The 20,187-nt window shown below is 66.2% G+C and carries 20 protein-coding genes; 9 read left to right on the plus strand and 11 right to left on the minus strand.

Annotated elements, in window-relative coordinates:
• Nucleotides 1–14: 14 nt before the first annotated feature.
• The gene (gene sohB / locus LJF27_RS17250; protein WP_003098174.1) at nucleotides 15–1,040 is read right to left on the minus strand and encodes a protease SohB; all 1,026 of its coding nucleotides are present in this window, start codon (nucleotides 1,038–1,040) and stop codon (nucleotides 15–17) included.
• Between the two features lie 233 nt (nucleotides 1,041–1,273).
• Here sohB and LJF27_RS17255 point away from each other — a divergent pair, with 233 nt between their 5' ends.
• The 4 genes from LJF27_RS17255 to LJF27_RS17270 all read left to right on the plus strand — a co-directional run bounded on the left by LJF27_RS17255 (nucleotide 1,274) and on the right by LJF27_RS17270 (nucleotide 4,479).
• On the plus strand, nucleotides 1,274–1,984 hold the full coding sequence (locus LJF27_RS17255) for a histidine phosphatase family protein (protein ID WP_003087996.1): 711 nt from the start codon (nucleotides 1,274–1,276) through the stop codon (nucleotides 1,982–1,984).
• Between the two features lie 60 nt (nucleotides 1,985–2,044).
• Nucleotides 2,045–2,359 carry an SCP2 sterol-binding domain-containing protein gene (locus LJF27_RS17260; protein WP_003087993.1) on the plus strand — a complete coding sequence of 105 codons (315 nt, stop codon included), beginning with the start codon at nucleotides 2,045–2,047 and terminating at the stop codon, nucleotides 2,357–2,359.
• 257 nt (nucleotides 2,360–2,616) lie between these two features.
• Nucleotides 2,617–3,687: a phosphotransferase family protein gene (locus LJF27_RS17265; RefSeq protein ID WP_003098170.1), complete on the plus strand. Its 1,071-nt coding sequence runs from the start codon at nucleotides 2,617–2,619 to the stop codon at nucleotides 3,685–3,687.
• A gap of 24 nt (nucleotides 3,688–3,711) precedes the next feature.
• Complete coding sequence (locus tag LJF27_RS17270) at nucleotides 3,712–4,479, plus strand: SDR family oxidoreductase (protein WP_003087987.1); 768 nt, start codon at nucleotides 3,712–3,714, stop codon at nucleotides 4,477–4,479.
• Nucleotides 4,480–4,639: 160 nt separating this feature from the next.
• Here the strand turns inward: LJF27_RS17270 and LJF27_RS17275 are convergent, their stop codons facing one another.
• On the minus strand, nucleotides 4,640–5,401 hold the full coding sequence (locus tag LJF27_RS17275) for an SDR family NAD(P)-dependent oxidoreductase (protein ID WP_003113599.1): 762 nt from the start codon (nucleotides 5,399–5,401) through the stop codon (nucleotides 4,640–4,642).
• 131 nt (nucleotides 5,402–5,532) lie between these two features.
• On the opposite strand from LJF27_RS17275, the gene LJF27_RS17280 reads away from it, so the two are divergent.
• Nucleotides 5,533–6,438: a LysR family transcriptional regulator gene (locus LJF27_RS17280; RefSeq protein ID WP_023116620.1), complete on the plus strand. Its 906-nt coding sequence runs from the start codon at nucleotides 5,533–5,535 to the stop codon at nucleotides 6,436–6,438.
• On the opposite strand, the gene LJF27_RS17285 is transcribed toward LJF27_RS17280, so the two are convergent.
• The gene (locus LJF27_RS17285; protein WP_003087981.1) at nucleotides 6,435–7,079 is read right to left on the minus strand and encodes a hypothetical protein; all 645 of its coding nucleotides are present in this window, start codon (nucleotides 7,077–7,079) and stop codon (nucleotides 6,435–6,437) included. The genes LJF27_RS17280 and LJF27_RS17285 overlap by 4 nt on opposite strands.
• 100 nt (nucleotides 7,080–7,179) lie before the next feature.
• Here LJF27_RS17285 and LJF27_RS17290 point away from each other — a divergent pair, with 100 nt between their 5' ends.
• Nucleotides 7,180–7,959, plus strand: coding sequence for a TSUP family transporter (locus LJF27_RS17290; protein ID WP_003450110.1), 780 nt, complete (start codon nucleotides 7,180–7,182; stop codon nucleotides 7,957–7,959).
• Here LJF27_RS17290 and nudC read toward each other — a convergent pair.
• From nudC to LJF27_RS17305, 3 genes are read right to left on the minus strand one after another with little or no spacing between them, the layout of a single operon-like run.
• A complete protein-coding gene (gene nudC, locus LJF27_RS17295; RefSeq protein WP_003113595.1) occupies nucleotides 7,927–8,763 on the minus strand; it encodes an NAD(+) diphosphatase in 837 nt (278 codons plus the stop codon). The two genes, LJF27_RS17290 and nudC, sit on opposite strands and share 33 nt — an antisense overlap.
• Entirely contained in the window at nucleotides 8,763–10,451 is a 1,689-nt protein-coding gene (fimL, locus tag LJF27_RS17300) for a type IV pilus/biofilm regulator FimL (protein WP_003098159.1), read from the minus strand. The genes nudC and fimL overlap by 1 nt, the downstream gene beginning before the upstream one ends.
• Before the next feature lie 39 nt (nucleotides 10,452–10,490).
• Nucleotides 10,491–11,303, minus strand: coding sequence for a crotonase/enoyl-CoA hydratase family protein (locus LJF27_RS17305; protein ID WP_003087972.1), 813 nt, complete (start codon nucleotides 11,301–11,303; stop codon nucleotides 10,491–10,493).
• Between the two features lie 223 nt (nucleotides 11,304–11,526).
• Between LJF27_RS17305 and nhaB the strand changes: the two genes are divergently transcribed.
• On the plus strand, nucleotides 11,527–13,029 hold the full coding sequence (gene nhaB, locus LJF27_RS17310) for a sodium/proton antiporter NhaB (protein WP_003113594.1): 1,503 nt from the start codon (nucleotides 11,527–11,529) through the stop codon (nucleotides 13,027–13,029).
• Here the strand turns inward: nhaB and LJF27_RS17315 are convergent.
• Nucleotides 13,013–14,368, minus strand: a complete 1,356-nt coding sequence (locus tag LJF27_RS17315) for an amino acid permease (RefSeq protein WP_003117687.1) — start codon at nucleotides 14,366–14,368, stop codon at nucleotides 13,013–13,015. The two genes, nhaB and LJF27_RS17315, sit on opposite strands and share 17 nt — an antisense overlap.
• A gap of 23 nt (nucleotides 14,369–14,391) precedes the next feature.
• Nucleotides 14,392–16,647 (minus strand): lysine-specific pyridoxal 5'-phosphate-dependent carboxylase LdcA, encoded by a 2,256-nt coding sequence (gene ldcA / locus LJF27_RS17320; protein ID WP_003087961.1) that lies wholly within the window; start codon nucleotides 16,645–16,647, stop codon nucleotides 14,392–14,394.
• 193 nt (nucleotides 16,648–16,840) lie between these two features.
• Between ldcA and LJF27_RS17325 the strand changes: the two genes are divergently transcribed.
• Nucleotides 16,841–17,230 carry a nuclear transport factor 2 family protein gene (locus tag LJF27_RS17325; RefSeq protein WP_003098144.1) on the plus strand — a complete coding sequence of 130 codons (390 nt, stop codon included), beginning with the start codon at nucleotides 16,841–16,843 and terminating at the stop codon, nucleotides 17,228–17,230.
• 27 nt (nucleotides 17,231–17,257) lie between these two features.
• Here LJF27_RS17325 and dnaQ read toward each other — a convergent pair whose 3' ends face one another.
• From dnaQ to LJF27_RS17340, 3 genes are all read right to left on the minus strand, one after another.
• A complete protein-coding gene (dnaQ, locus tag LJF27_RS17330; protein ID WP_003087958.1) occupies nucleotides 17,258–17,998 on the minus strand; it encodes a DNA polymerase III subunit epsilon in 741 nt (246 codons plus the stop codon).
• A gap of 64 nt (nucleotides 17,999–18,062) precedes the next feature.
• Complete coding sequence (gene rnhA / locus LJF27_RS17335) at nucleotides 18,063–18,509, minus strand: ribonuclease HI (protein WP_003087954.1); 447 nt, start codon at nucleotides 18,507–18,509, stop codon at nucleotides 18,063–18,065.
• Between the two features lie 2 nt (nucleotides 18,510–18,511).
• Nucleotides 18,512–19,273, minus strand: coding sequence for a methyltransferase domain-containing protein (locus LJF27_RS17340; RefSeq protein WP_004343013.1), 762 nt, complete (start codon nucleotides 19,271–19,273; stop codon nucleotides 18,512–18,514).
• Nucleotides 19,274–19,374: 101 nt separating this feature from the next.
• Between LJF27_RS17340 and gloB the strand changes: the two genes are divergently transcribed.
• Nucleotides 19,375–20,151, plus strand: a complete 777-nt coding sequence (gene gloB, locus LJF27_RS17345; RefSeq protein ID WP_004343011.1) for a hydroxyacylglutathione hydrolase — start codon at nucleotides 19,375–19,377, stop codon at nucleotides 20,149–20,151.
• Nucleotides 20,152–20,187 lie beyond the last annotated feature (36 nt).

The raw sequence follows: 20,187 nt of genomic DNA on the forward strand, positions 1-20,187 counted from the left end.
CTGTCGGCGCCGGCCTATTGCCAGAACTTCTGCTGGTTGAGCCGCCCCCACCAGGTCACCAGCACGCGGTCGATAACCACGCTGGCGGCCAGGCCGACGCGTTCCTGCAGGCTCTTGCGCTCGACGAATTGCACCTGGTAGACATCGCGCTCCCTGGCCTGCTCGGCCAGGTACTCGTCGCTGGTCTTGAGTTCGTCCACCAGCAGCTTGCCCAGTGCGGCCTGGCCCAGCCAGACCTCGCCGGTGGCGATCTCGTCCATGTTCAGTTGCGGCCGGTAGTGGGCCACGAAGTTCTTGAACAGTTCGTGGGTCACCTCCAGGTCCTCCTGGAACTTTTCCCGGCCCTTCTCGGTGTTCTCGCCGAATACCGTCAGCGTACGCTTGTATTCGCCGGCGGTAAGCACCTCGAAGTCAATATCGTGCTTCTTCAACAGCCGGTGGACGTTGGGCAACTGCGCCACCACGCCGATCGAGCCGAGGATGGCGAAGGGCGCGGAAAGGATCCGATCGCCGATGCAGGCCATCATGTAGCCGCCGCTGGCCGCCACCTTGTCGACGCACACGGTCAGCGGCACGCCGGCCTGGCGGATGCGCGCCAGTTGCGAGGCCGCCAGACCGTAGCCATGGACCATGCCACCGCCGCTTTCCAGGCGCAGCACCACCTCGTCGTCCTTGCCCGCCATGCTCAGCACCGCAGTCACTTCGTGGCGCAGTTGCTCGGTAGCCGAGGCCTTGATGTCGCCGTCGAAATCGAGCACGTAGACCCGCGACTTCTGTTCAGGATGTTTCTTCGCCTGCTTCGCCGCCTTGCTCTCCTCCTTGCGCAAGGCCTTGAGGCTGGTCTTGTCGAGGACGCTGTGGCGGACCCGCTCGCGCAGGTCCTTGTAGAAATCGTTGAGCTTCTGCACGTCGAGGTGCCCGCCTGCGCCGCGCCGGCCGCGGCCGCGCAGGGCGACGATCACCACCAGCACCACGATGATCGCCGCCAGCACGGTCACGGTCCTGGCCAGAAAGCCCGCATATTCGGCAATGAACTCCACACAACCCCCTCTCTACTGTTGACGCACCCGTCTACGGGCGACACGATTGCGCAAGCATACCCAGGCCACCGACGGGCGGCCAGCGATGCCACTGCCTGGAGAGCCTTTGCAGGGCGCGCCCGGAGCAGCCGATAAAGGCAGCGAATGACATTCAAACAAGCGTATGTTTTTTCGTTGACAGCCCTGGGTGATCCTCATACCCTCGCGGAACTTTCACCCGCCGAGGTCCGCCCGTGGGCAGCATCTACCTGATTCGACATGGCCAGGCGTCGTTCGGTGCCGACGACTACGACGTGCTGTCGCCGACCGGCATCCGCCAGGCGGAAATCCTCGGCGACCACCTGCTGAACCTCGGCGTCCGTTTCGACCGCGTCCTCAGCGGCGGCTTGCGCCGCCAGCAGCACACCGCCCGCGCCGCCCTCGAACGCCTGGAGTCCTCCGGGCTGGCCACGCCGGAGCTGGAAGTCGATCCGGCGTTCAACGAATTCGAAGCCGACGCGGTGATCCGCGCGCACCTGCCGGACCTGCTCGAGGAGCAGCCGGAAGCCCTGCACATCCTTCGCCATGCGGCCGAGCATCGGGCCGAGTTCCAGCGCCTGTTCTCCACCATCATCGCGCGCTGGGTTTCCGGCAACCATGAGAAAGATGGGCTGGAAAGCTGGCAGGAATTCCTCGATAAGGTCCATGACGGTCTTCGTCGTCTGCTGGCGCAGGCCAGCGGCAAGGACAGGGTCGCCGTGTTCACCTCCGGCGGTACCATCACCGCCCTGCTCCAACTGATCGTCGGCGTTCCGCCGCTCAAGGCCTTCGAGCTGAACTGGCAGATCGTCAATACCTCGCTGACTCGCCTGAAATTCCGCGGCGAGGAAGTGTCCCTGGCTTCCTTCAACAGTCACGTGCACCTGGAACTGTTGAAGGCGCCGGAACTCATCACCTATCGATGAGCCGGCCTACCGCGACCGTTCCGGTCGCCGAAAAAACCCTAGAAGAAAGGAATAGAACCCATGACCACCGTTGCTGACATCGTCTCCACCATGAAAAGCAAGTTCAACGCCAGCGCGGCCGCCGGCCTGGATCTGGTGTTCCAGTTCAACATCGAAGACGGCGACAATCACTACCTGGTCGTCAAGGACGGTACCTGCGAAGTGGTACAGGGCGACGCCGAGAACCCCAACGTCACCCTGATCATGGACAGCGAAACCCTGAAGGGCATCACCAGCGGCGAGACCGACGGCATGCAGGCCTTCATGGCCGGCAAGCTGCGCGCCGAAGGCGACATGATGCTGGCGATGAAGCTGGGCGAACTGTTCCCGGTCTGACCGTTTCCGGCGCCATGCCAGAAGGAAAACCGGAGTCCCTCGCGGCTCCGGTTTTTTTTCGTCCGGCATTCCTCCAGGCCGACGATCAGGGACCGTGATGGAGCGGCAACACGCTTGCCCATAACGCCTGGCGGCGGCTTGTGAGGGCCGGGACAGGGCATTAGATTAGCCAATTATCGCCGGTCACCATCATTGCGCAGCCTGATGCGCGCACCGGCTCCCGCGGCTCCGCCGTGGCACCACGAGAAGGGAACCCCATGTCGCTGACCGACCAATCCACTCGCATCCGCGCCGGCGAAGAACTCGACGCCGCCGTCATCGACCCGTACCTGAAAGCCCATATCCCCGGCCTCGAAGGCACCCCGAAGATCAGCCAGTTCCCCGGTGGCGCGTCCAACCTGACCTACCTGATCGAGTATCCGCGCCAGGAGTTCGTCCTGCGTCGCCCGCCATTCGGCCACAAGGCCAAGTCGGCCCACGACATGGGCCGCGAATACCGCATCCTGAACCAGTTGAACGCAGGCTTCCCCTACTGCCCGAAAGCCTACCTCTACTGCACCGACGAGTCGGTGATCGGCGCCGAGTTCTACGTCATGGAACGGGTCAAGGGCATCATCCTGCGCGCCGAACTGCCGCCTGAGCTGAATCTCGACGAACAACAGACCCGCAGCCTGTGCAAGAGCTTCATCGACAAGTTCGTCGAACTGCACAACGTCGACTACGCCGCCTGCGGACTGGCCGACCTGGGCCGCCCGGACGGCTACGTGCAGCGCCAGATCGCCGGCTGGACCGACCGCTACGAGAAGGCCCTGACCCCCGACGCGCCGCTCTGGGAACCGGTCAAGGCCTGGCTCAAGGACAAGCAGCCGGCCGATCACCACAAGCCGGGCATCGTGCACAACGACTACCGCTTCGACAACGTGATCCTCGACCCGGAAAACCCGATGCAGATCATCGGCGTGCTGGACTGGGAACTGGCCACCCTCGGCGATCCGCTGATGGACCTCGGCAATACCCTCGCCTACTGGGTGGAAGCCGGCGACCCGGCTCCGGTGCAGCTGACCCGCCGCCAGCCCAGCCACCTGCCGGGCATGCTGACCCGCCGAGAGTTCGCCGACTACTACGCCGAGCGGGCCGGGATCCCACCGATCGACAACCTGGACTTCTACTACACCTATGGCCTGTTCCGTCTTGCCGGCATCGTCCAGCAGATCTACTACCGCTACTACCACGGGCAGACCCAGGACAAGCGTTTCGCCCAGTTCGTGCAGATGAACAAGCTGCTGGAGCAGATGAGCCTGCAGGCCATCGAGCGCTCCCGCCTGTAACCGACCACTACAAGGGGATAGCCCATGTCCAAGACCCACCTGTTCGACCTCGACGGCAAGATCGCCTTCGTTTCCGGCGCCAGCCGCGGCATCGGCGAGGCGATAGCCAAGCTGCTGGCCCAGCAAGGCGCCCACGTGATCGTCTCGAGCCGCAAGATCGATGGCTGCCAGGCGGTCGCCGACGCGATCACCGCGGAGGGCGGCAAGGCCACCGCGATCGCCTGCCACATCGGCGAGATGGAGCAGATCCAGAACGTCTTCGCACAGATCCGCGAGCAGTTCGGCCGCCTCGACATCCTGGTCAACAACGCCGCCACCAACCCGCAGTTCTGCAACGTACTGGAAACCGACCTCGGCGCCTTCCAGAAGACCGTCGACGTCAACATCCGCGGCTACTACTTCATGTCCATCGAGGGCGGCAAGCTGATGAAGGAACACGGCGGCGGCAGCATCATCAACGTGGCCTCGATCAATGGCGTATCGCCCGGCGAGTTCCAGGGCATCTACTCGGTGACCAAGGCCGCCGTGATCAGCATGACCAAGGTCTTCGCCAAGGAATGCGCGCAGTTCGGCATCCGCTGCAACGCCCTCCTGCCAGGGTTGACCGACACCAAGTTCGCTTCGGCGCTGGTGAAGAACGACGCGATCCGCAACCTCGCCCTGCAGCGCATCCCGCTCAAGCGCGTGGCCGAGCCGAGCGAAATGGCAGGCGCCGTGCTCTACCTGGCTAGCGAAGCGTCCAGCTACACCACCGGCGTGGCGCTGAACGTCGACGGCGGCTTCCTTTCCTGACGGAACGGCGAACGCGCGAAGAGGGAGCCAGGGCTCCCTCTTTTCATTTCAGGATTGCCAATGCCTCGCACCAGCGCGGGACAGCCGCCCCACGGCTATTCACCTGCGTTCTCGGGTAGCCGGACGAGTACCCCCATAGGCGTTACCCGCCGCTTCCACTTCAGTTGCCGACCCGCCAGCCACCGTTCACCGACACCACCGTTCCGGTGACGAACCCCGCCTCGGGCGAGGCCAGCCAGGCCACCGCCGCGGCGATGTCCTCGACCCGGCCGGTCCTGCCCAGCGGGGTCTCGCCGACGATGGCGGCGACCCGTTGCGGATCGAGGCCGCCGGGAAAGAACCGGGTGTCGGCGATGTAACCCGGCGCCACGCTGTTCACCGTGATCCCGCGCGAACCGAGTTCCCGCGCCAGGGCCACGCCGAAGCCATGCAGGCCGGCCTTGGCTGCCGCATAGCCCAGCGCACCAGGACTGCCGCTACCGGTCTGCGCAGCGATCGATCCGATATGGATGATCCGCCCGCCCTCTTCCGCGAAATGCGGCAACACCGCCAGCGACATGAGGAACGCGCTTTTCAGGTTGCCGTCCAGCAGCGCATCCCATTCCCGCTCGGCCTCAGCCAGCGGAGTGGTGGCGGCGATCTTTCGGGTGAACCCGGCGTTGTTCACCAGCACGTCGAGCCCCTGGAAGGTGTCGCCAACCCAGGCGGCCACCGCCTCGACAGCTTCGCGACGGGAAAGATCGGCGGCCATCCAGGGCACACCGCCCAACTCGGCGGCAGCGCGTTGCAGACGCTGGGAATCACGGGCCACCAGGGCGATCCGATAACCCTGTTGCCGAAGGCGCCGGGCGATGGCCAGGCCGATGCCCGACGAGCCGCCGGTGACCAGGGCGGTACGGGGGATTGGAGAATGAGTGTGCATGACGGGCTTCCTCTGTAATGGATGGAACGCCTCGTCTGGCCAGAGCGAGCGTACGGATGGATTTTCGACGGATCCGCCGCGATATATCCAATACTGTCTTTCTTAACTCACCATATCCGGGAGATATCGCAATGGCCGACTTACGCCAGTTCCGCCAGTTCGTCGCGGTTGCCGAGGAGCTGAGCTTCCGCCGCGCCGCTGAGCGCCTGCACATGGCCCAGCCACCGCTGACCACTGCGATCCGGCGGCTGGAAGAAGAAGTCGGCGCCAGCCTGCTGGAGCGTGACAACCGTATCCACCGCCTGATGCCGGCAGGCCGCGCGTTCCTCGACGAAGCCCGGCGCACCCTGGCCCAGGCCGAACGCACCCTGGCGGCCGCGCGCAGCGCCGCCAGCGGACGCAGAACGTTGCGCCTGGCGTTCGTCGACAGCACCATCAATATTCTGCTACCGCGCATACTCCAGGCGTTCCGCCAACAGCATGGCGCGCTGGACTTCCAGCTCCAGGAAGACACCACCGCAGGGCAACTGGAGGCGTTGCGCGAAGACCGCATCGATGCCGGCCTGATCGTTCTGCCGGTCGACTGCCAGCCCGGCCTGTACACACATCTACTGGTGGACGGCGACATGCGCGTGGCATTGCCCGAAGGGCATCGGCTGGCACGCCATGCGCGCCTGCGCCTGGAACAACTGGCCGGAGAACCCTGGCTGCTGTTTCCACGGCACTATGGGCCGGGCATGCACGACCTGATCGTCGCCGCCTGCGCGGCAGCCGGCTTCGTCCCGGAGGTGGTGCAGGAGGCGCGGCAGATGCAGACCATCGCCGGGCTGGTGGCCGGCGGCATCGGCGTCGCGCTAGTGCCTTCGCTGCTACAACCGTTGCGCCCGCCGGGGGTCACCTTTCGTCCCCTGCAAGGGCGGCGGGCGCGAATTCCCTATCGGCTGGCGCTGGCCTACCGCACGCCGTCGGAACTCATCGAACGCTTTCGCGAAACCGCCCAGGCGATCGCCGCCGCCCCGGCTTTTCGCATGGCCTAGCGCCAGTCCCTGAGCGCCTCCTCGGCCGCCAGGTTCATCGGCTCGGCAAGCAGCCCGGCGACGCCGTAGTTCACCGCGAACACCGCCTTGTCCGCCATCGGCAGGAAAGTCACCCGCCCCGCCAGCGGCTCGAACAGGAACAGGTCGTGCTCGCCGGCCCGCAGCCAGCGCCAGAGATCGACACCCAGCGGACTCTGCGACAAGCCCAGGCGGCGGCCCCGGGACTGCTGCTCGAGGGCCAGGAAGCGGCCGCTGAGCGCGTCGAGGCGATAGCCCGGCGCCAGACCGATCAACGCGGCTAGCCCCTTCCAGCGGAAAATCCGCGCGTCCAGTTGCCAGAGTTCGCCGTCCAGCACCACGCTGCGCTCGTTGGCGCCCTCCTGGATCAGCACCCGGTAGCGCTGCGGCCCTTCGGCCTGGAAGCTCAGGGTGGCCATCGGCTGCTCGGGCTTGAGCAGCGAATAGCTGCGCAGGTCCCAGGCGAGCACCAGCAGCAGCGCCGCCACGGCGACGAAGGCCAAGCCGCAGGTGCCGCGCAGCCAGCCGAGGAACCAGGTGCGTTCGAAGAGGATGCGCACCGCGACCAGGGCGGCCAGCAAGGCCAGTAACGCGAATGCCCAGGCCAGACCGTCGTACTGCATGCAAGCGATTCCTTCTGCGTGAAATTGCGGGCATTATGCGCACCCCTCCTCCCGACGGCCAGCGAGGCCGTTTCCCGATTGGAAGCAGGTCCGGTTTTTCATGCCCTTCGAACTCGCGATAGACCCCAGCACCCTGATCATCCTGGCCGTGGTGGCCTTTCTCGCCGGCTTCATCGACGCCATCGCCGGCGGCGGCGGCCTGTTGACCATCCCTGCGCTGCTCACCGCCGGGGTCCCGCCGCACCTGGCGCTGGGTACCAACAAGCTGAGCTCGACCTTCGGTGCGGCGACCGCCAGCTACACCTTCTACCGGCGCAAGCTGTTCCATCCCGGGAAGTGGCGCAACGCTCTGCTCGCCACCGCGATCGGCGCCGCCATAGGCGCCTGGGCGGCTCACCTGCTGCCCGCCGAGTGGCTGAACCGGATGCTCCCGGTGGTGGTATTCACCTGCGGCCTCTACATGCTCTTCGGCGGCACGCCGAAGGCGCCGCTGGACGCCGATGCGCCGCTCGGACGCAAGCGCCAGTGGCCGCAGGGCCTCGCCCTGGGCTTCTACGACGGCGTGGCGGGACCGGGCACCGGAGCGTTCTGGACCGTCAGCTCGCTGCTCATGTACCCGCTGGACCTGGTCCGCGCCAGCGGTGTGGCGCGGAGCATGAACTTCGTCAGCAACATAGTGGCGCTGGCGGTGTTCATCGCCTCCGGCCAGGTGATCTGGTTGCTCGGCCTGTGCATGGGTGCGTCGCTGATGGTCGGCGCCTATTTCGGCGCGCGCACCGCCATCGGCGGCGGGGCGAAGTTCATTCGCCCGGTGTTCATCCTGGTGGTCCTGGCGCTGACCGCGCGGCTAGCCTGGCAGCACTGGTTCAGCGGCGCCTGAGCGGCGCGCCAGGTACAGGTCGATCAGGTGCCGGGCGATCGAGCGCTGCGCCGGTAGCGGCGGCAAGGCATCGAGGGAGAACCACTGGGCGTCCTCGATCTCGTCTTCCTGCGGGACGATCTCGCCGGACACGTACTCGGCGTGGAAACCGAGCATCAGCGAATGCGGGAACGGCCAGTTCTGGCTGCCGATGTATTCGAGATTGGCGACCTCCACCCCGACCTCTTCGCGCACCTCGCGGACCACGCACTGCTCCACCGACTCGCCGGCCTCGACGAAGCCGGCCAGGGTACTGTAGACCCCCGGCACGAAGCGCGGCGAACGCGCCAGCAACACCTCGTCGCCCCGGGTCACCAGGACGATCATGCTCGGCGACAGGCGCGGGTACTGGTGCAGCCCGCACTGCGGACACTGCATCACCCGCTCGTGGTCCTGCGCCTGCATGCGTGTGCCGCAATTGCCGCAGAACCGGTTGTGACGTGCCCAGATGCCGATCTGGCTGGCATAGCCGAGCATGCAGAACTGATCGAAATCGCCGTGCAGCATGAACTGCCGCAACGGCGCCCAGGCCATGCCCGGCAGCTCGATCGGCTCGTCCAGTTCCAGCACGTAGACCGGCTCGCCCTGCCAATGGCCGACCCCATGTTCGGCGAGCAGCGGGAGTTCCTGGCGCTTCAGCCATTCGCGGGGGAACAGCAGGCCGTTGTCGTCCTGGAGGAAGCGCTGCTGACAGTGCGCGAGCACCCAGCCGCCGACCTGGGCGGTAGCCGGCCGACCTGCCTGCCAGCGGAACTCGCCGGCCATCAGGCGGCCACCGGCAGTCCGAGCGCCTTGACGCTGGCGCTGGCCAGGTCGAGGACGTCCGGCTGGCCCTGCGGACGCAGCACGGCACCGCCCTCGAGATAGTATTCGAGACTGGTCAGGGCGTCGGCGAGGGTTTCCAGCATCTGCTCCGAAGGCATCTGCGCGGTCTCGATCATGCGCTGCTGGATGTAGTCGGCGCAGCCGCCGACCAGCAGCGCGGCGCGCTCCTGACCGAGGAACCAGAGACCGCCCCGGACCGCCTGCAGGCTGGCCGGGACGTTGGCCAGGTTGAGCTTGTCGCCATTGGATTCCAGGTACGCGGTGATCGCACGCTTGGCCAGGGCCAGGCCGGCCTTGGCCTCCTCGATCACCACGATGCGCGCCTCGGCCAACTGGTGCACGGCGAACGCATCGGCTTCCTGCCCGGGCTCCGCCGGAGTCGGCCGGATGATGCGGCGCTCGCCGCGCTCGAGGTTGCCGACCATGCTTTCCACGTAGAGCACCGCATCGGCCAGGCGCAGCAACGCCGGCGGCGAATCGGCGACGCCGCTGGCAGCCCAGGCGGCCACGGTGGGTAGCTGGGTCTGCAGGGCGGTGCCGGCCGAGTTCAGGCCGACCATGCCGAGGGTCTTGCTCAGCTTGCCCAGTTGCGCATGCAGGTTGGTCAGGCTATCCGGCTGGGCCACGCCGCGCTCGATCAGGTCGAGCATGTCCTTGACCCCGGCGAGTTCCTCGCGGATCGCCGTGGACAGCGAACGCATCACCGACTGGCCGGGGCCGGACAGGCGCTGCGATTCCTCTTCCAGCAGGTGGTCGGTGAACGGCAGCGGCGCCAGCCCATGCAGTTCGCGGACCTCGCGCGAACGCGGGCCCTGGCCGTCGGACAGCGCCACCAGGTAAAGCAGTTCCTTGAGCAGATGGCGCGGCGCCTCGTAGGCCGGGCCGATCAGCAATTGCTTGAGCTCGCGGTCGATGCGCGAGAACAGTTGCTTGCGCGACTTGCGCGGCAACAGTTGGCCATCGACGATCGACTCGATCGCCGCGGCGCCGATCCAGCACAGCCGCGAACGGGCCACCCCGCCGTGCAGACTGTCGAGGCGCGCCAGCGCGCGGCCCATCAGCTTGAGGCTGGGATAGAGGTTCTGTTCGCGGATCAGGCCGAGCAGGCCGATCTGGTACATGTGGCGCATCCGCCGGCTTTCCTCGCCCAGTTCGGCTTCGGAAGGCAGGTGGTCGATGGCAGTGCTCGGCGGCCGCGGGATATCCAGGCGGGCGCTGAAGAAGAAGCTTTCCGGCAGCGCCGGCTGCCCTGCGGCACAGCGCACTTCGTTGATCGCCGGCAAGAGCAGCTCGGGGATCTCCTGGCGATTGGCCTCGACGTTCTCCAGGTAGCGGCGCAGCACGTACAGGGCGTTGCCCAGGGCTGCCAGCTGGCCGTCGCGCTCCTCGCTGACGCCGGTGGGAATGTCGGTCGCCAGCTGCAGGGCTTCCTGGGCCAGCAGCTCGGCGCCGGCCAGCTCGATCAGGTTGAGGGTGCCGCGGATCTGTTGCAGGCATTCGACGGCGTGCTGCAGCAGGCTGCCGTTCTGCCGCTCGGCAATGAACTGCTCAAGACCCTGTTCGGCCTGTTCCATGGTGGCGAACAACTCGTCGCGCACCAGACTGAGGGACGTGGCTCCTGTGACCATCGGTCTAGTGCGCCTCCCGCGCAAGAATATACAACGGCATCAATCAGCGAATTCCGGCTTCTGCTTGGCCATATGCGCGGCCATCGCCACCCGCAGGTCGGCGGACTGGAGCATGGCGGCGTTCCAGGTAGCGACGTACTCGAGGCCGTCGTCGACCCGGTGGTCGCGCATATAGCGGATCATTTCCTTGGTACCACGGATGGCGATCGGCGACTTCGCGGCGATCTGCCGCGCCAGTTCGAAGACCCCATCCATCAATGCGGCCTGGTCCGCGTAGGTACGATTGACCAGGCCGATGCTCCGTGCCTCTTCGCCGTCGACCATGCGCCCGGTGTAGGCCAGCTCGCGCATCATGCCATCGCCGATGATCCGCGGCAGGCGCTGCAGGGTGCCGACGTCGGCGGCCATGCCGATGTCGATCTCCTTGATCGAGAACTGCGCGTCGGCGGTCGAGTAGCGCATGTCGCAGGCCGAGACCAGGTCGATGGCGCCGCCCAGGCAGTAGCCCTGGATCGCCGCGAGCACCGGCTTGCGGCAGTTGTCGACCGCGTTGAACGAGGCCTGCAGCTCGAGAATCTTGCGACGCAGGGCGTCGGCGTTGCGGCCGACGTCCTTGCCCAGTTGGCTGCCGACCTGGGCCAGCAGCATCAGGTCGATCCCCGAGGAAAAATGCTTGCCCGCCCCGGACAGCACGACCACCCGCACTTCGTCGGTATCGTCGACCCAGCGGAAGATCTCGATGATCTCGCGCCAGAAGTCCTGGTTCATGGCATTGATCTTGTCCGGACGGTTGATCTGGACGTGGGCGATCTTGTCTGCCAGCTCCACACGGAATGCGTTGTACTCGGTCACGGCGATAGTCCTCGGCAGAGCAACTGCGCTGTCAGAACGCAGAGATTTTTGTTGTGCGGAAAATCCCGCAACTATAACAAGGGCGAGCCAAATGTCGATGCTGCACTATGTGATGCACGGCACGCCCATTGATACCGCAATCTCTTCGATGATTGCGCTAAACGCTTGATCCAACGAAAGTCCTGCTGGCATTTTCAGTCTTTTCCTTGCCGTGGAGTCCATCGTGAGCAGTCCCCTGAGCCAGGCTTTCGCACAGAACTTCCTCGGGCATTCGCCGCGCTGGTACAAGCTGACGGTGCTCGCCTTCCTCTTGCTCAACCCCCTGCTGCTATGGCTGGCCGGGCCGGTGACAAGCGCCTGGGTGCTGGTCGGCGAGTTCATCTTCACCCTGGCCATGGCGCTGAAATGCTATCCGCTACAGCCGGGTGGCCTGTTGGTGCTGGAGGCGCTGCTGCTTGGCCTGGCTACCCCCGAGGCGCTCTATGCGGAATTGCAGCACAACTTCCCGGTGCTCCTGCTGCTGATGTTCATGGTCGCCGGCATCTACTTCATGAAGGACCTGCTGCTCCTGCTGTTTTCCCGCCTGCTGCTCGGCGTGCGCTCGAAGACCCTGCTATCGCTCCTGTTCTGCCTGCTGGCCGCCCTCCTCTCGGCCTTCCTCGACGCCCTCACCGTGACCGCCGTGGTGATCAGCGTGGCGGTGGCATTCTTCGCCGTGTATCACCGGGTCGCTTCGGGGCAGCGCGCCAGCGAGGACTACGATCCCGCCACCGACCGCCAGGTCCCCGAGCTGCACCGGGCCCATCTCGAGGAATTCCGCGCCTTCCTCCGCAGCCTGCTCATGCACGCGGCGGTCGGCACCGCGCTGGGCGGCGTCTGCACCCTGGTGGGAGAGCCGCAGAACCTGCTGATCGGCCACGAGGCCGGCTGGCATTTCGTCGAGTTCTTCCGCCAGGTCGCGCCGGTATCCATGCCGGTACTGGCGGCCGGCCTGCTGACCTGCGTGCTGCTGGAGAAGAGCCGCCGCTTCGGCTATGGCGCCCAGTTGCCGGCGGCGGTGCGCCAGGTGCTCGCCGAGTACGCCGCCAGCGAAAGCCGCAAACGCGGAGCGCAGCAGAAGGCCGCGCTGCTGGTGCAGGCCCTGGCGGCGCTGGTACTGATCGTCGGGCTGGCCCTGCATGTCGCCGAGGTCGGCCTGATCGGCCTGTTGGTGATCGTGCTGATCACTGCCTTCACCGGCGTCACCGACGAACACCAGATCGGCCGCGCCTTCCAGGAGGCCCTGCCGTTCACTGCGCTGCTGGTGGTGTTCTTCGCGGTGGTCGCGGTGATCCACCAGCAGCACCTGTTCACCCCGATCATCCAGGCGGTGCTGGCGCTGCCGGCGGAACGCCAGCCGGGCATGCTGTTCATCGCCAACGGCCTGCTCTCGGCGATCAGCGACAACGTATTCGTCGCCACCATCTACATCACCGAGGTGAAACAGGCGCTGGATGCCGGCCACATGAGCCGCGAGCATTTCGATACCCTGGCGGTGGCGATCAATACCGGCACCAACCTGCCCAGCGTAGCGACGCCCAACGGCCAGGCGGCGTTCCTCTTCCTGCTGACCTCCTCCATCGCCCCGCTGGTGCGCCTGTCGTACGGCCGCATGGTCTGGATGGCGCTACCCTACACCCTGGTGATGGGCGGCCTGGGCTGGTGGGCGGTCAGTCATTGGCTTTGAGCGTCGGCACTCCGTTGACCTGGTTGCGCCATTGCCGCCAGGTGTACATCGGGATACCGGCCATCAGCACCAGGAAGCCCCAGAAGATCGCCTGCTGGCCGGTGCCATACAGCGCCCATAGCGAGTAGGCGAAGCCCAGCGAGCCGATCACCAGCAATTGCCGGCGTGAACGCGGCGAGAACTCGTCCGGTCGCACCGCCAGCAGTTGCAACAGCGCGGCGGTGCAGAACGCGTAGGGGACCACCCCGGTCATGGTGCCGAGCAGGATGATCACGTTGAACACATCGACCAGGTCGCCATGCCCGTCGACCATCACCAGCGCCGTCACCAGCAGCCCCGAGGCCAGCAGGCCGTGGGCCGGCGCGCCGTTCTTGTTGAGCTGGCCGAGCGACTCCGGGAACAGCCCGTCGCGCGCCGGAGCCACCGGGATCTGGCCCTGCAACAGGACCCAGCCATTGAGCGCGCCCAGGCAGGCGATGACCGCCCCGGCAGCCACCAGGTAGTAGCCCCAGTCGCCCATCAGGATCCGCGCCGCGTCGGCGAACGGCGAGGTGGAGCGGGCCAGCACCTCCGGCGGCATCAGGCCCTGCACCGCAGTGATCGAGAGGATGTAGAGGGCCGCCGCGGCCAGCGTGCCGAACAGGGTCGCACGGGGAATGGTGCGGCGCGGATCCTCGACGTCGTCGGCCGGCACGGTGGCCGACTCCAGGCCGATGAACGACCACAGGGTCAGCGCCGCGGTGGTGGCGATCGCCTGGGCATAGCCCATGTTCGGCAGCTCGCTGCGCGCCGGGATCGCCAGGTGCTCGGGATTGAAGTGGAACCAGCCGAGGATACCGACCAGCAACAACGGCAGCAGCTTGAGGATGGTCAGCAGGTTCTGCACCACGCTGAAGGTGCCGATGCCTCGCAGGTTGATCAGGGTGCACAGCCAGATCGCGGCGATGGCCACGCTGACCATCAGCAGCGGATCCGCCAGCGCCGGGATGAATACCCGCAGGTAGCCGACCAGGGTCACGGCGATCGCCGCGTTGCCGATCCAGGCGGCTTTCCAGTAGGTCCAGGCGCACAGGTAGCCGGCGAAGCTGCCGAAACCGTCGCGGGTATAGGCGTAGGGGCCGCCGGCGCCGGGGTTGACCCGCGCCAGGCGGGCGAAGGTCAGCGCCAGCAGCACCGCGCCGGTGCTCGACACCAGCCAGCCGAACAGGCTGAGCCCGCCGAACGCCGCCAGGCTGGAGGGAAGCAGGAAGACTCCCGAACCGACCATGTTGCCGATCACCAGCGCGCTGCAGGTCCAGAACCCCATGCCGCGCTTGCCGGCCTTCTCTCCCCCCGCCATCGACACCCCTTAGCCTGTCGGCTTCATTCCTTTATGCATTCAACGGTATAGCAGCGCCCGGACGGTCCGTCCTGATGCTGCAGGCCATGCACATCGGAGTCGAAACCAGGGAAGGCGCGCTCGAAGGTCCGCGCGAACTCGAGATAGTCGAGGATCGAGCGGGTCGCCTCGGTGAAGCGCTCACCCGGCATGATCAGCGGGATACCCGGCGGATAGGGTACCAGCATGACGGCCGCGATGCGCCCTTCCAACCGAGCGATCGGTACCGCCTCGACCTCGCCGCGCACCAGCTTGTCGTAGGCCTCGGACGGCCGCATCGCGACCTCCGGCAGCACCGTGTACATGCGCTTCATGGCCTTCGCCGTGGCGTTGTCGCGGTAGCTGGCGTGCATGGCGTCGCTGAGGTCGCGCAGGCCCACGCCGTTGTAGCGCTTGCCGCCGGCCTGGGCCACGGAGGGCAAGACGTCGAGCAGCGGCAGGTTGGCGTCGTAACAGCGCTTGAATTCGAGCAGTTCGGTGACGAGGGTGCTCCACTTGCCCTTGGTGATGCCCATCGAGAACAGCACCAGGAAGGAGTAGAGACCGGTTTTCTCCACCACCAGCCCGCGCTCCCAGAGGAAGCGGCTGACGATGGCAGCCGGAATCCCCTGCTCGCTGAGCTTGCCGCCGGCGCTCAAGCCCGGGGTGGTCAGGGTGACCTTGATCGGATCGAGCAGCACGTAGTCTTCGGCGATATCGCCGAAGCCGTGCCAGTCGGCGCTCGGCTCCAGCACCCAATCATGGGTGCCGACCTGATCGGTGCCCTCCACCTGCTCCGGCTGCCAGACGCCGAACCACCAGTCGTTCCGGTCCAGGTTCTGCCGTACGTTGGCCAGGGCCCGGCGGAAGCTGAGGGCCTCGTCGAAGGTCTCCTGGATCAGCGAACGCCCGGCGGGCCCTTCCATCATCGCCGAAGCCACGTCCAGCGAAGCGATGATGCCGTACTGCGGCGAGGTCGAGATGTGCATCATGAAGGCTTCGTTGAAGCGCGCCACGTCCAGCTTCCGGGTCCCGCCATCCTGCACGTGGATCATCGAGGCCTGGCTGAAGGCGGCGAGCATCTTGTGCGTGGAGTGGGTGGCGAACACCAGGGGTCCCTCCTCGCTGCGCGAGGTGCCCATGCCATAGCGTCCGTCGTAGAACTCGTGGAACGCGGCATAGGCGTACCAAGCCTCGTCGAAGTGCAACACCTCGACGCTGTCGCCGAGGGTCTGCTTGATCAGCTCGGCGTTGTAGCACAGGCCGTCGTAGGTGGAGTTGGTCACCACCGCCAGCTTCACCTTCGGCTCGCGGCCGCGCGCCAGCGGGCTGGCGGCGATCTTCGCGGCGATCGACTCCTTGCTGAATTCGCTCAGCGGGATCGGCCCGATGATCCCCAGTTCGTTGCGTTCCGGAGTCAGGTAGAGCGGTATCGCCCCGGTCATGATGATCGAGTGGAGGATCGACTTGTGGCAGTTGCGGTCCACCAGCACCAGGTCTTCGCGACCGACCATGGAGTGCCAGACGATCTTGTTCGCGGTGGAAGTGCCATTGATCACGAAGAAGGTATGGTCGGCGCCGAAATTGCGCGCGGCACGGTCCTCGGCCTCGGCCAGGGGGCCGGTATGGTCGAGCAGCGATCCCAGCTCGGGGACCGAGACCGACAGGTCGGAACGCAGCGTGTTCTCCCCGAAGAACTGGTGGAAGGCCTGTCCCACCGGACTCTTGCGATAGGCGACACCGCCGCCGTGGCCCGGCGTATGCCAGGAATAGTTGGACTGCGCGGTGTGCTCGACCAGCGCACGGAAGAATGGCGGCAGCAGCCCGGCCAGGTAGTTGCGCGCCGCCCGGGCGACCTGGCGGGCGAGGAACGGCACGGTGTCTTCGAACAGGTAGAGGATGCCGCGCAACTGGTGCAGGTCGGCCATGGACTCGGCCGGCGCGTTCTCGATGGTCACCTGCTCGCCGAGGGCGAAGATCGGCAATTGCGGCGCCCGCACGCGGGCCACGCGGATCAGTTCGACCACATCCTGCAGCAGGCGCTGGTTTTCCCCGGCACCTTCGGCGGCGACCAGAATGCAGGCCAGGCCGTGGTGGGTGGAAGCGACGATGCGCCCCTCGGCGGAGCTGGCGGTGGAGAGAATGCTGAAGCCGTCCTGCTCCAGTTCGTGGGCGATGCCCCGCACGCGTTCGCCGGCAACGGTGTCGGCCTTGATGTCGCGATGGACGATGAGGACGGGAAATTTGAGGTCTTTATACATTGTTGATCCCGAGCAGCAGGCGGGCGAACCCCGCCGGTCGGCTCAGGGTAGAGACTTGCCGGCACGCACGTAACCCCCGGCGGCTTGCCCTTGTAAGAAAAGGTCGCGGCAACACAAGTCGGCGCGCCGCGCTTGCCTCCTCTCCCGCCAGCGAGGAGCATGGACCTCTCTGCCCTGCTACGGAGCGACAACGATGCGCAGCGCTTATCGGATCGTCAGCGATCACTATGCGGCCTCTAGCCGTGGGGACCTCGCCGGAATGCTGGCGGACATGGACGAACGCACCGAATGGACGGAAATGGCCGGTTTCCCGCTGGCCGGCACCTATGTCGGCGCGGCCGCCATCGGCGCCGGTGTGTTCCAGGCCTTGCAGCGGGACTGGGAGGGCTTCAGGGTCGAGATCGAGCGCCTGATCGACGGCGGCGACAGCGTGGTCGCCGTCGGTCGATATGCAGCGACCCACCGTCGCAGCGGCAAGTCGTTCGAAGCGCGTGTGGCACACGTATGGACGGTAGAGGACGGCAGGATCCGCCGTTTCGAGCAGTTCTGCGACACCTTGCTGGTGGACCGGGCGACACGCTGAACGCGGCGCCCGTGGTGCATGGGCAGGCTATTCGCCGACCGGCGCTTCCAGTTGCGCCCAGAGCGACGGACCACCTGCCGACTTCTCGATCACCGCCAGCCGCGCCGCATGCGCAGCCAGCTCTTCAGCGTTGGCGCGCAGCACCGGGGTGGCTACCCGCGCCGGATCGAGCCGACGGATCGGGCTGACCATCGGCCGGCCGCTGCCGTCGCCTTCCGCGCCGCTGCCGGCCAGCGACAGGCTGGTCTGGCCGCCGGTCATCGCCAGGTAGACGTCGGCGAGGATCTCGGCGTCGAGCAACGCGCCGTGCAGGTCGCGACCGGAGTTGTCCACGCCGTAGCGCTTGCACAACGCATCGAGGTTGTTGCGCTGGCCCGGATGGCGCTCGCGGGCCATCAGCAGGGTATCCAGCACCGAGCAGTACTCGGTCACGTCCGAGCGGTCCTGCTGGCCCAGCAGGGCGAACTCGTTGTTGATGAAGCCGATATCGAACGCCGCGTTGTGGATGATCAGCTGGGCGCCGCGGATGAATTCGAAGAAATCGTTGGCGACCTCGCGGAAGCGCGGCTTGTCCTTCAGGTATTCGTTGGTGATGCCGTGGACGGCGATCGCCCCTTCGTCGACCTCGCGATCGGGTTGCAGGTAGACGTGGAAGTGGCGACCGGTCAGGCGGCGCCCCTCCAGCTCGACACAGCCGATCTCGATGATCCGGTGACCATCGGTCACCGGCATGCCGGTGGTTTCGGTATCCAGTACGACGCTACGCATCTATAGAGCCTTTCTCTGTTTCGCTGCAGCCGCGGCTGCTGAACGCTTGTTTCGGTGTGGCCGCTCAGCGCGGCAATTCGGCGACGCCACGGTTGGCCAACTGGTCGGCCCGCTCGTTGCCGGGATCGCCGGTATGCCCGCGGACCCACTGCCACTCCACCTGGTGCCGGGCGACCTGCTCATCCAGGGCCTGCCAGAGGTCGGCATTCTTGACCGGCTGCTTGCTGGCGGTCTTCCAGCCGCGCTTCTTCCAGTTCGGCAACCATTCGGTGATGCCGCGCATCACGTATTCCGAGTCGGTGATCAGACGGATCGGACAGGAACGCTTGAGTGCCGCCAGCGCCTGGATCGCCGCCATCAGCTCCATGCGGTTGTTGGTGGTGTCCGGCTCGCCGCCCCAAAGCTCTCGCTCGGCGCCCTTGTAGAGGAGCAACGCCCCCCAGCCGCCGCGCCCAGGGTTGCCCTTGCAGGCGCCGTCGGTATAGATCACTACCTGTTCTTTATCTGTCATGCCTAAATTTCGGAATCTCGCCGGCTGACTTTCGCCACCGGCATGGGCACCAGCTGACCGCGCGGTTCGCGCTTGCTCTGGCGCAACGGGCGCAACCCCACGATCAGCTTGCGTGCCACCAATAGATAGAAGCCGGCGCCCGAAGACTGCCAGGCGTCGCCCCAGCGCTCCAGGCGAGCCAGGCGCGATTGCCAGGCTGCCGACGCAAGCGGCGGACGATAGCACCCGAAGCGCCGTTTCTCCAGCGCGAAGCCCAGCAGGTTGAGCCAGTCGCAGGCCCGCGACGGAGGAATGCAGCGGGCCTGGCGCAAGGCATCCCCGGCGAAATAATGACGGATGCCCCACAGGCTCCATGGGTTGATGCCGATCAGCAGCAGGTGGCCGCCCGGACGAACGGTACGCGCGGCTTCGCGCAGGAGACGGTGAGGCGACAGGCAGAAATCCAGGCCGTGTTGCAGCAGGACCACGTCCGCGGCATGTTCGCTGAGCGGCCAGGCGCCCTCTTCGCAGGCGATGTCCACGCCCGGCAGCGGCGGCCCCAGGCGCACGCCGCGCTGAATCTGTCCGGTGCTCGGCGGCAGTTCGGCATGCGGCCCGTAGTGCACCAGGTAGCCACCGAAGTAACGGGTCAGCTCGTCGCACAACAGGCGTCGCTCCTCGGCCAGCATCAGGCTGCCCAGCGGCCCCTGGAACCAGTCGCGCGCCCGGTTGATCGATGCCAGCCACTCGGCATCGGTCTGGGCGAAGGCTTGCGGTTCGTTCATGCGTACCTCCAGCGTCTTCCCCTTCGCGGCGACGGACGCCGGCACGACGGGAAAATAAGCAATACTATGCGCCAATGACTTCTGCTTAGCGACATCGACCCATGATACAGATCGACGCCCTGCCCGCCTTCAACGACAACTACATCTGGCTGTTGCAAGATGCGACAAGCCGTCGCTGCGCGGTGGTCGACCCCGGCGACGCCAAGCCGGTGGAAGCCTGGCTGGCCACCCATCCCGACTGGCGGTTGAGCGATATCCTGGTGACCCACCACCATCACGACCACGTCGGCGGCGTCGCGGCCCTGAAGGAACTGACCGGCGCGCGGGTTCTCGGCCCGGCCAACGAGAAGATCCCGGCCCGCGACCTGGCGCTGGAAGACGGCGAACGGGTCGAGGTGCTCGGCCTGGTCTTCGAGATCTTCCACGTGCCCGGCCATACCCTCGGCCATATCGCCTACTACCACCCGGCGGAGACGCCGCTGCTGTTCTGCGGCGACACCCTGTTCGCCGCCGGCTGCGGCCGTCTCTTCGAAGGCACCCCGGCGCAGATGCACCATTCCCTGGCGCGACTGGCCGCGCTGCCGGCCAACACCCGGGTCTACTGCACCCACGAGTACACGCTGAGTAACCTGCGCTTCGCGCTGGCGGTGGAGCCCGACAACGCGGCGCTGCGGGAACGCTTCGAGGAAGCGACCCGGCTGCGCGAACGGGACCGCATCACCCTGCCGTCGGAAATCTCGCTGGAATTGTCGACCAATCCATTTCTTCGCGTTTCGGAAAAATCTGTTAAGAAAAAAGCCGACCAGCGGAGCGGCCAGCAAAACCGCACCCCGGAGGAGGTTTTCGCCGTCCTGAGGGCCTGGAAGGACCAGTTCTGAAGGTTGGCGAAATCTTGACCACTCTTGAGGTCATTT

The organism is Pseudomonas sp. 203-8 (assembly GCF_020708595.1).
GTDB lineage: Bacteria > Pseudomonadota > Gammaproteobacteria > Pseudomonadales > Pseudomonadaceae > Pseudomonas > Pseudomonas aeruginosa.

Coding starts and splice junctions, on each gene's coding strand:
- LJF27_RS17260 (WP_003087993.1), top strand. CDS start 2,045: ATGACCACCGTTGCTGACATCGTCTCCACCATGAAAAGCAAGTTCAAC.
- LJF27_RS17265 (WP_003098170.1), top strand. CDS start 2,617: ATGTCGCTGACCGACCAATCCACTCGCATCCGCGCCGGCGAAGAACTC.
- LJF27_RS17270 (WP_003087987.1), top strand. CDS start 3,712: ATGTCCAAGACCCACCTGTTCGACCTCGACGGCAAGATCGCCTTCGTT.
- LJF27_RS17275 (WP_003113599.1), bottom strand. CDS start 5,401: ATGCACACTCATTCTCCAATCCCCCGTACCGCCCTGGTCACCGGCGGC.
- LJF27_RS17280 (WP_023116620.1), top strand. CDS start 5,533: ATGGCCGACTTACGCCAGTTCCGCCAGTTCGTCGCGGTTGCCGAGGAG.
- LJF27_RS17285 (WP_003087981.1), bottom strand. CDS start 7,079: ATGCAGTACGACGGTCTGGCCTGGGCATTCGCGTTACTGGCCTTGCTG.
- LJF27_RS17290 (WP_003450110.1), top strand. CDS start 7,180: ATGCCCTTCGAACTCGCGATAGACCCCAGCACCCTGATCATCCTGGCC.
- nudC (WP_003113595.1), bottom strand. CDS start 8,763: ATGGCCGGCGAGTTCCGCTGGCAGGCAGGTCGGCCGGCTACCGCCCAG.
- fimL (WP_003098159.1), bottom strand. CDS start 10,451: ATGGTCACAGGAGCCACGTCCCTCAGTCTGGTGCGCGACGAGTTGTTC.
- LJF27_RS17315 (WP_003117687.1), bottom strand. CDS start 14,368: ATGGCGGGGGGAGAGAAGGCCGGCAAGCGCGGCATGGGGTTCTGGACC.
- ldcA (WP_003087961.1), bottom strand. CDS start 16,647: ATGTATAAAGACCTCAAATTTCCCGTCCTCATCGTCCATCGCGACATC.
- LJF27_RS17325 (WP_003098144.1), top strand. CDS start 16,841: ATGCGCAGCGCTTATCGGATCGTCAGCGATCACTATGCGGCCTCTAGC.
- dnaQ (WP_003087958.1), bottom strand. CDS start 17,998: ATGCGTAGCGTCGTACTGGATACCGAAACCACCGGCATGCCGGTGACC.
- rnhA (WP_003087954.1), bottom strand. CDS start 18,509: ATGACAGATAAAGAACAGGTAGTGATCTATACCGACGGCGCCTGCAAG.
- LJF27_RS17340 (WP_004343013.1), bottom strand. CDS start 19,273: ATGAACGAACCGCAAGCCTTCGCCCAGACCGATGCCGAGTGGCTGGCA.
- gloB (WP_004343011.1), top strand. CDS start 19,375: ATGATACAGATCGACGCCCTGCCCGCCTTCAACGACAACTACATCTGG.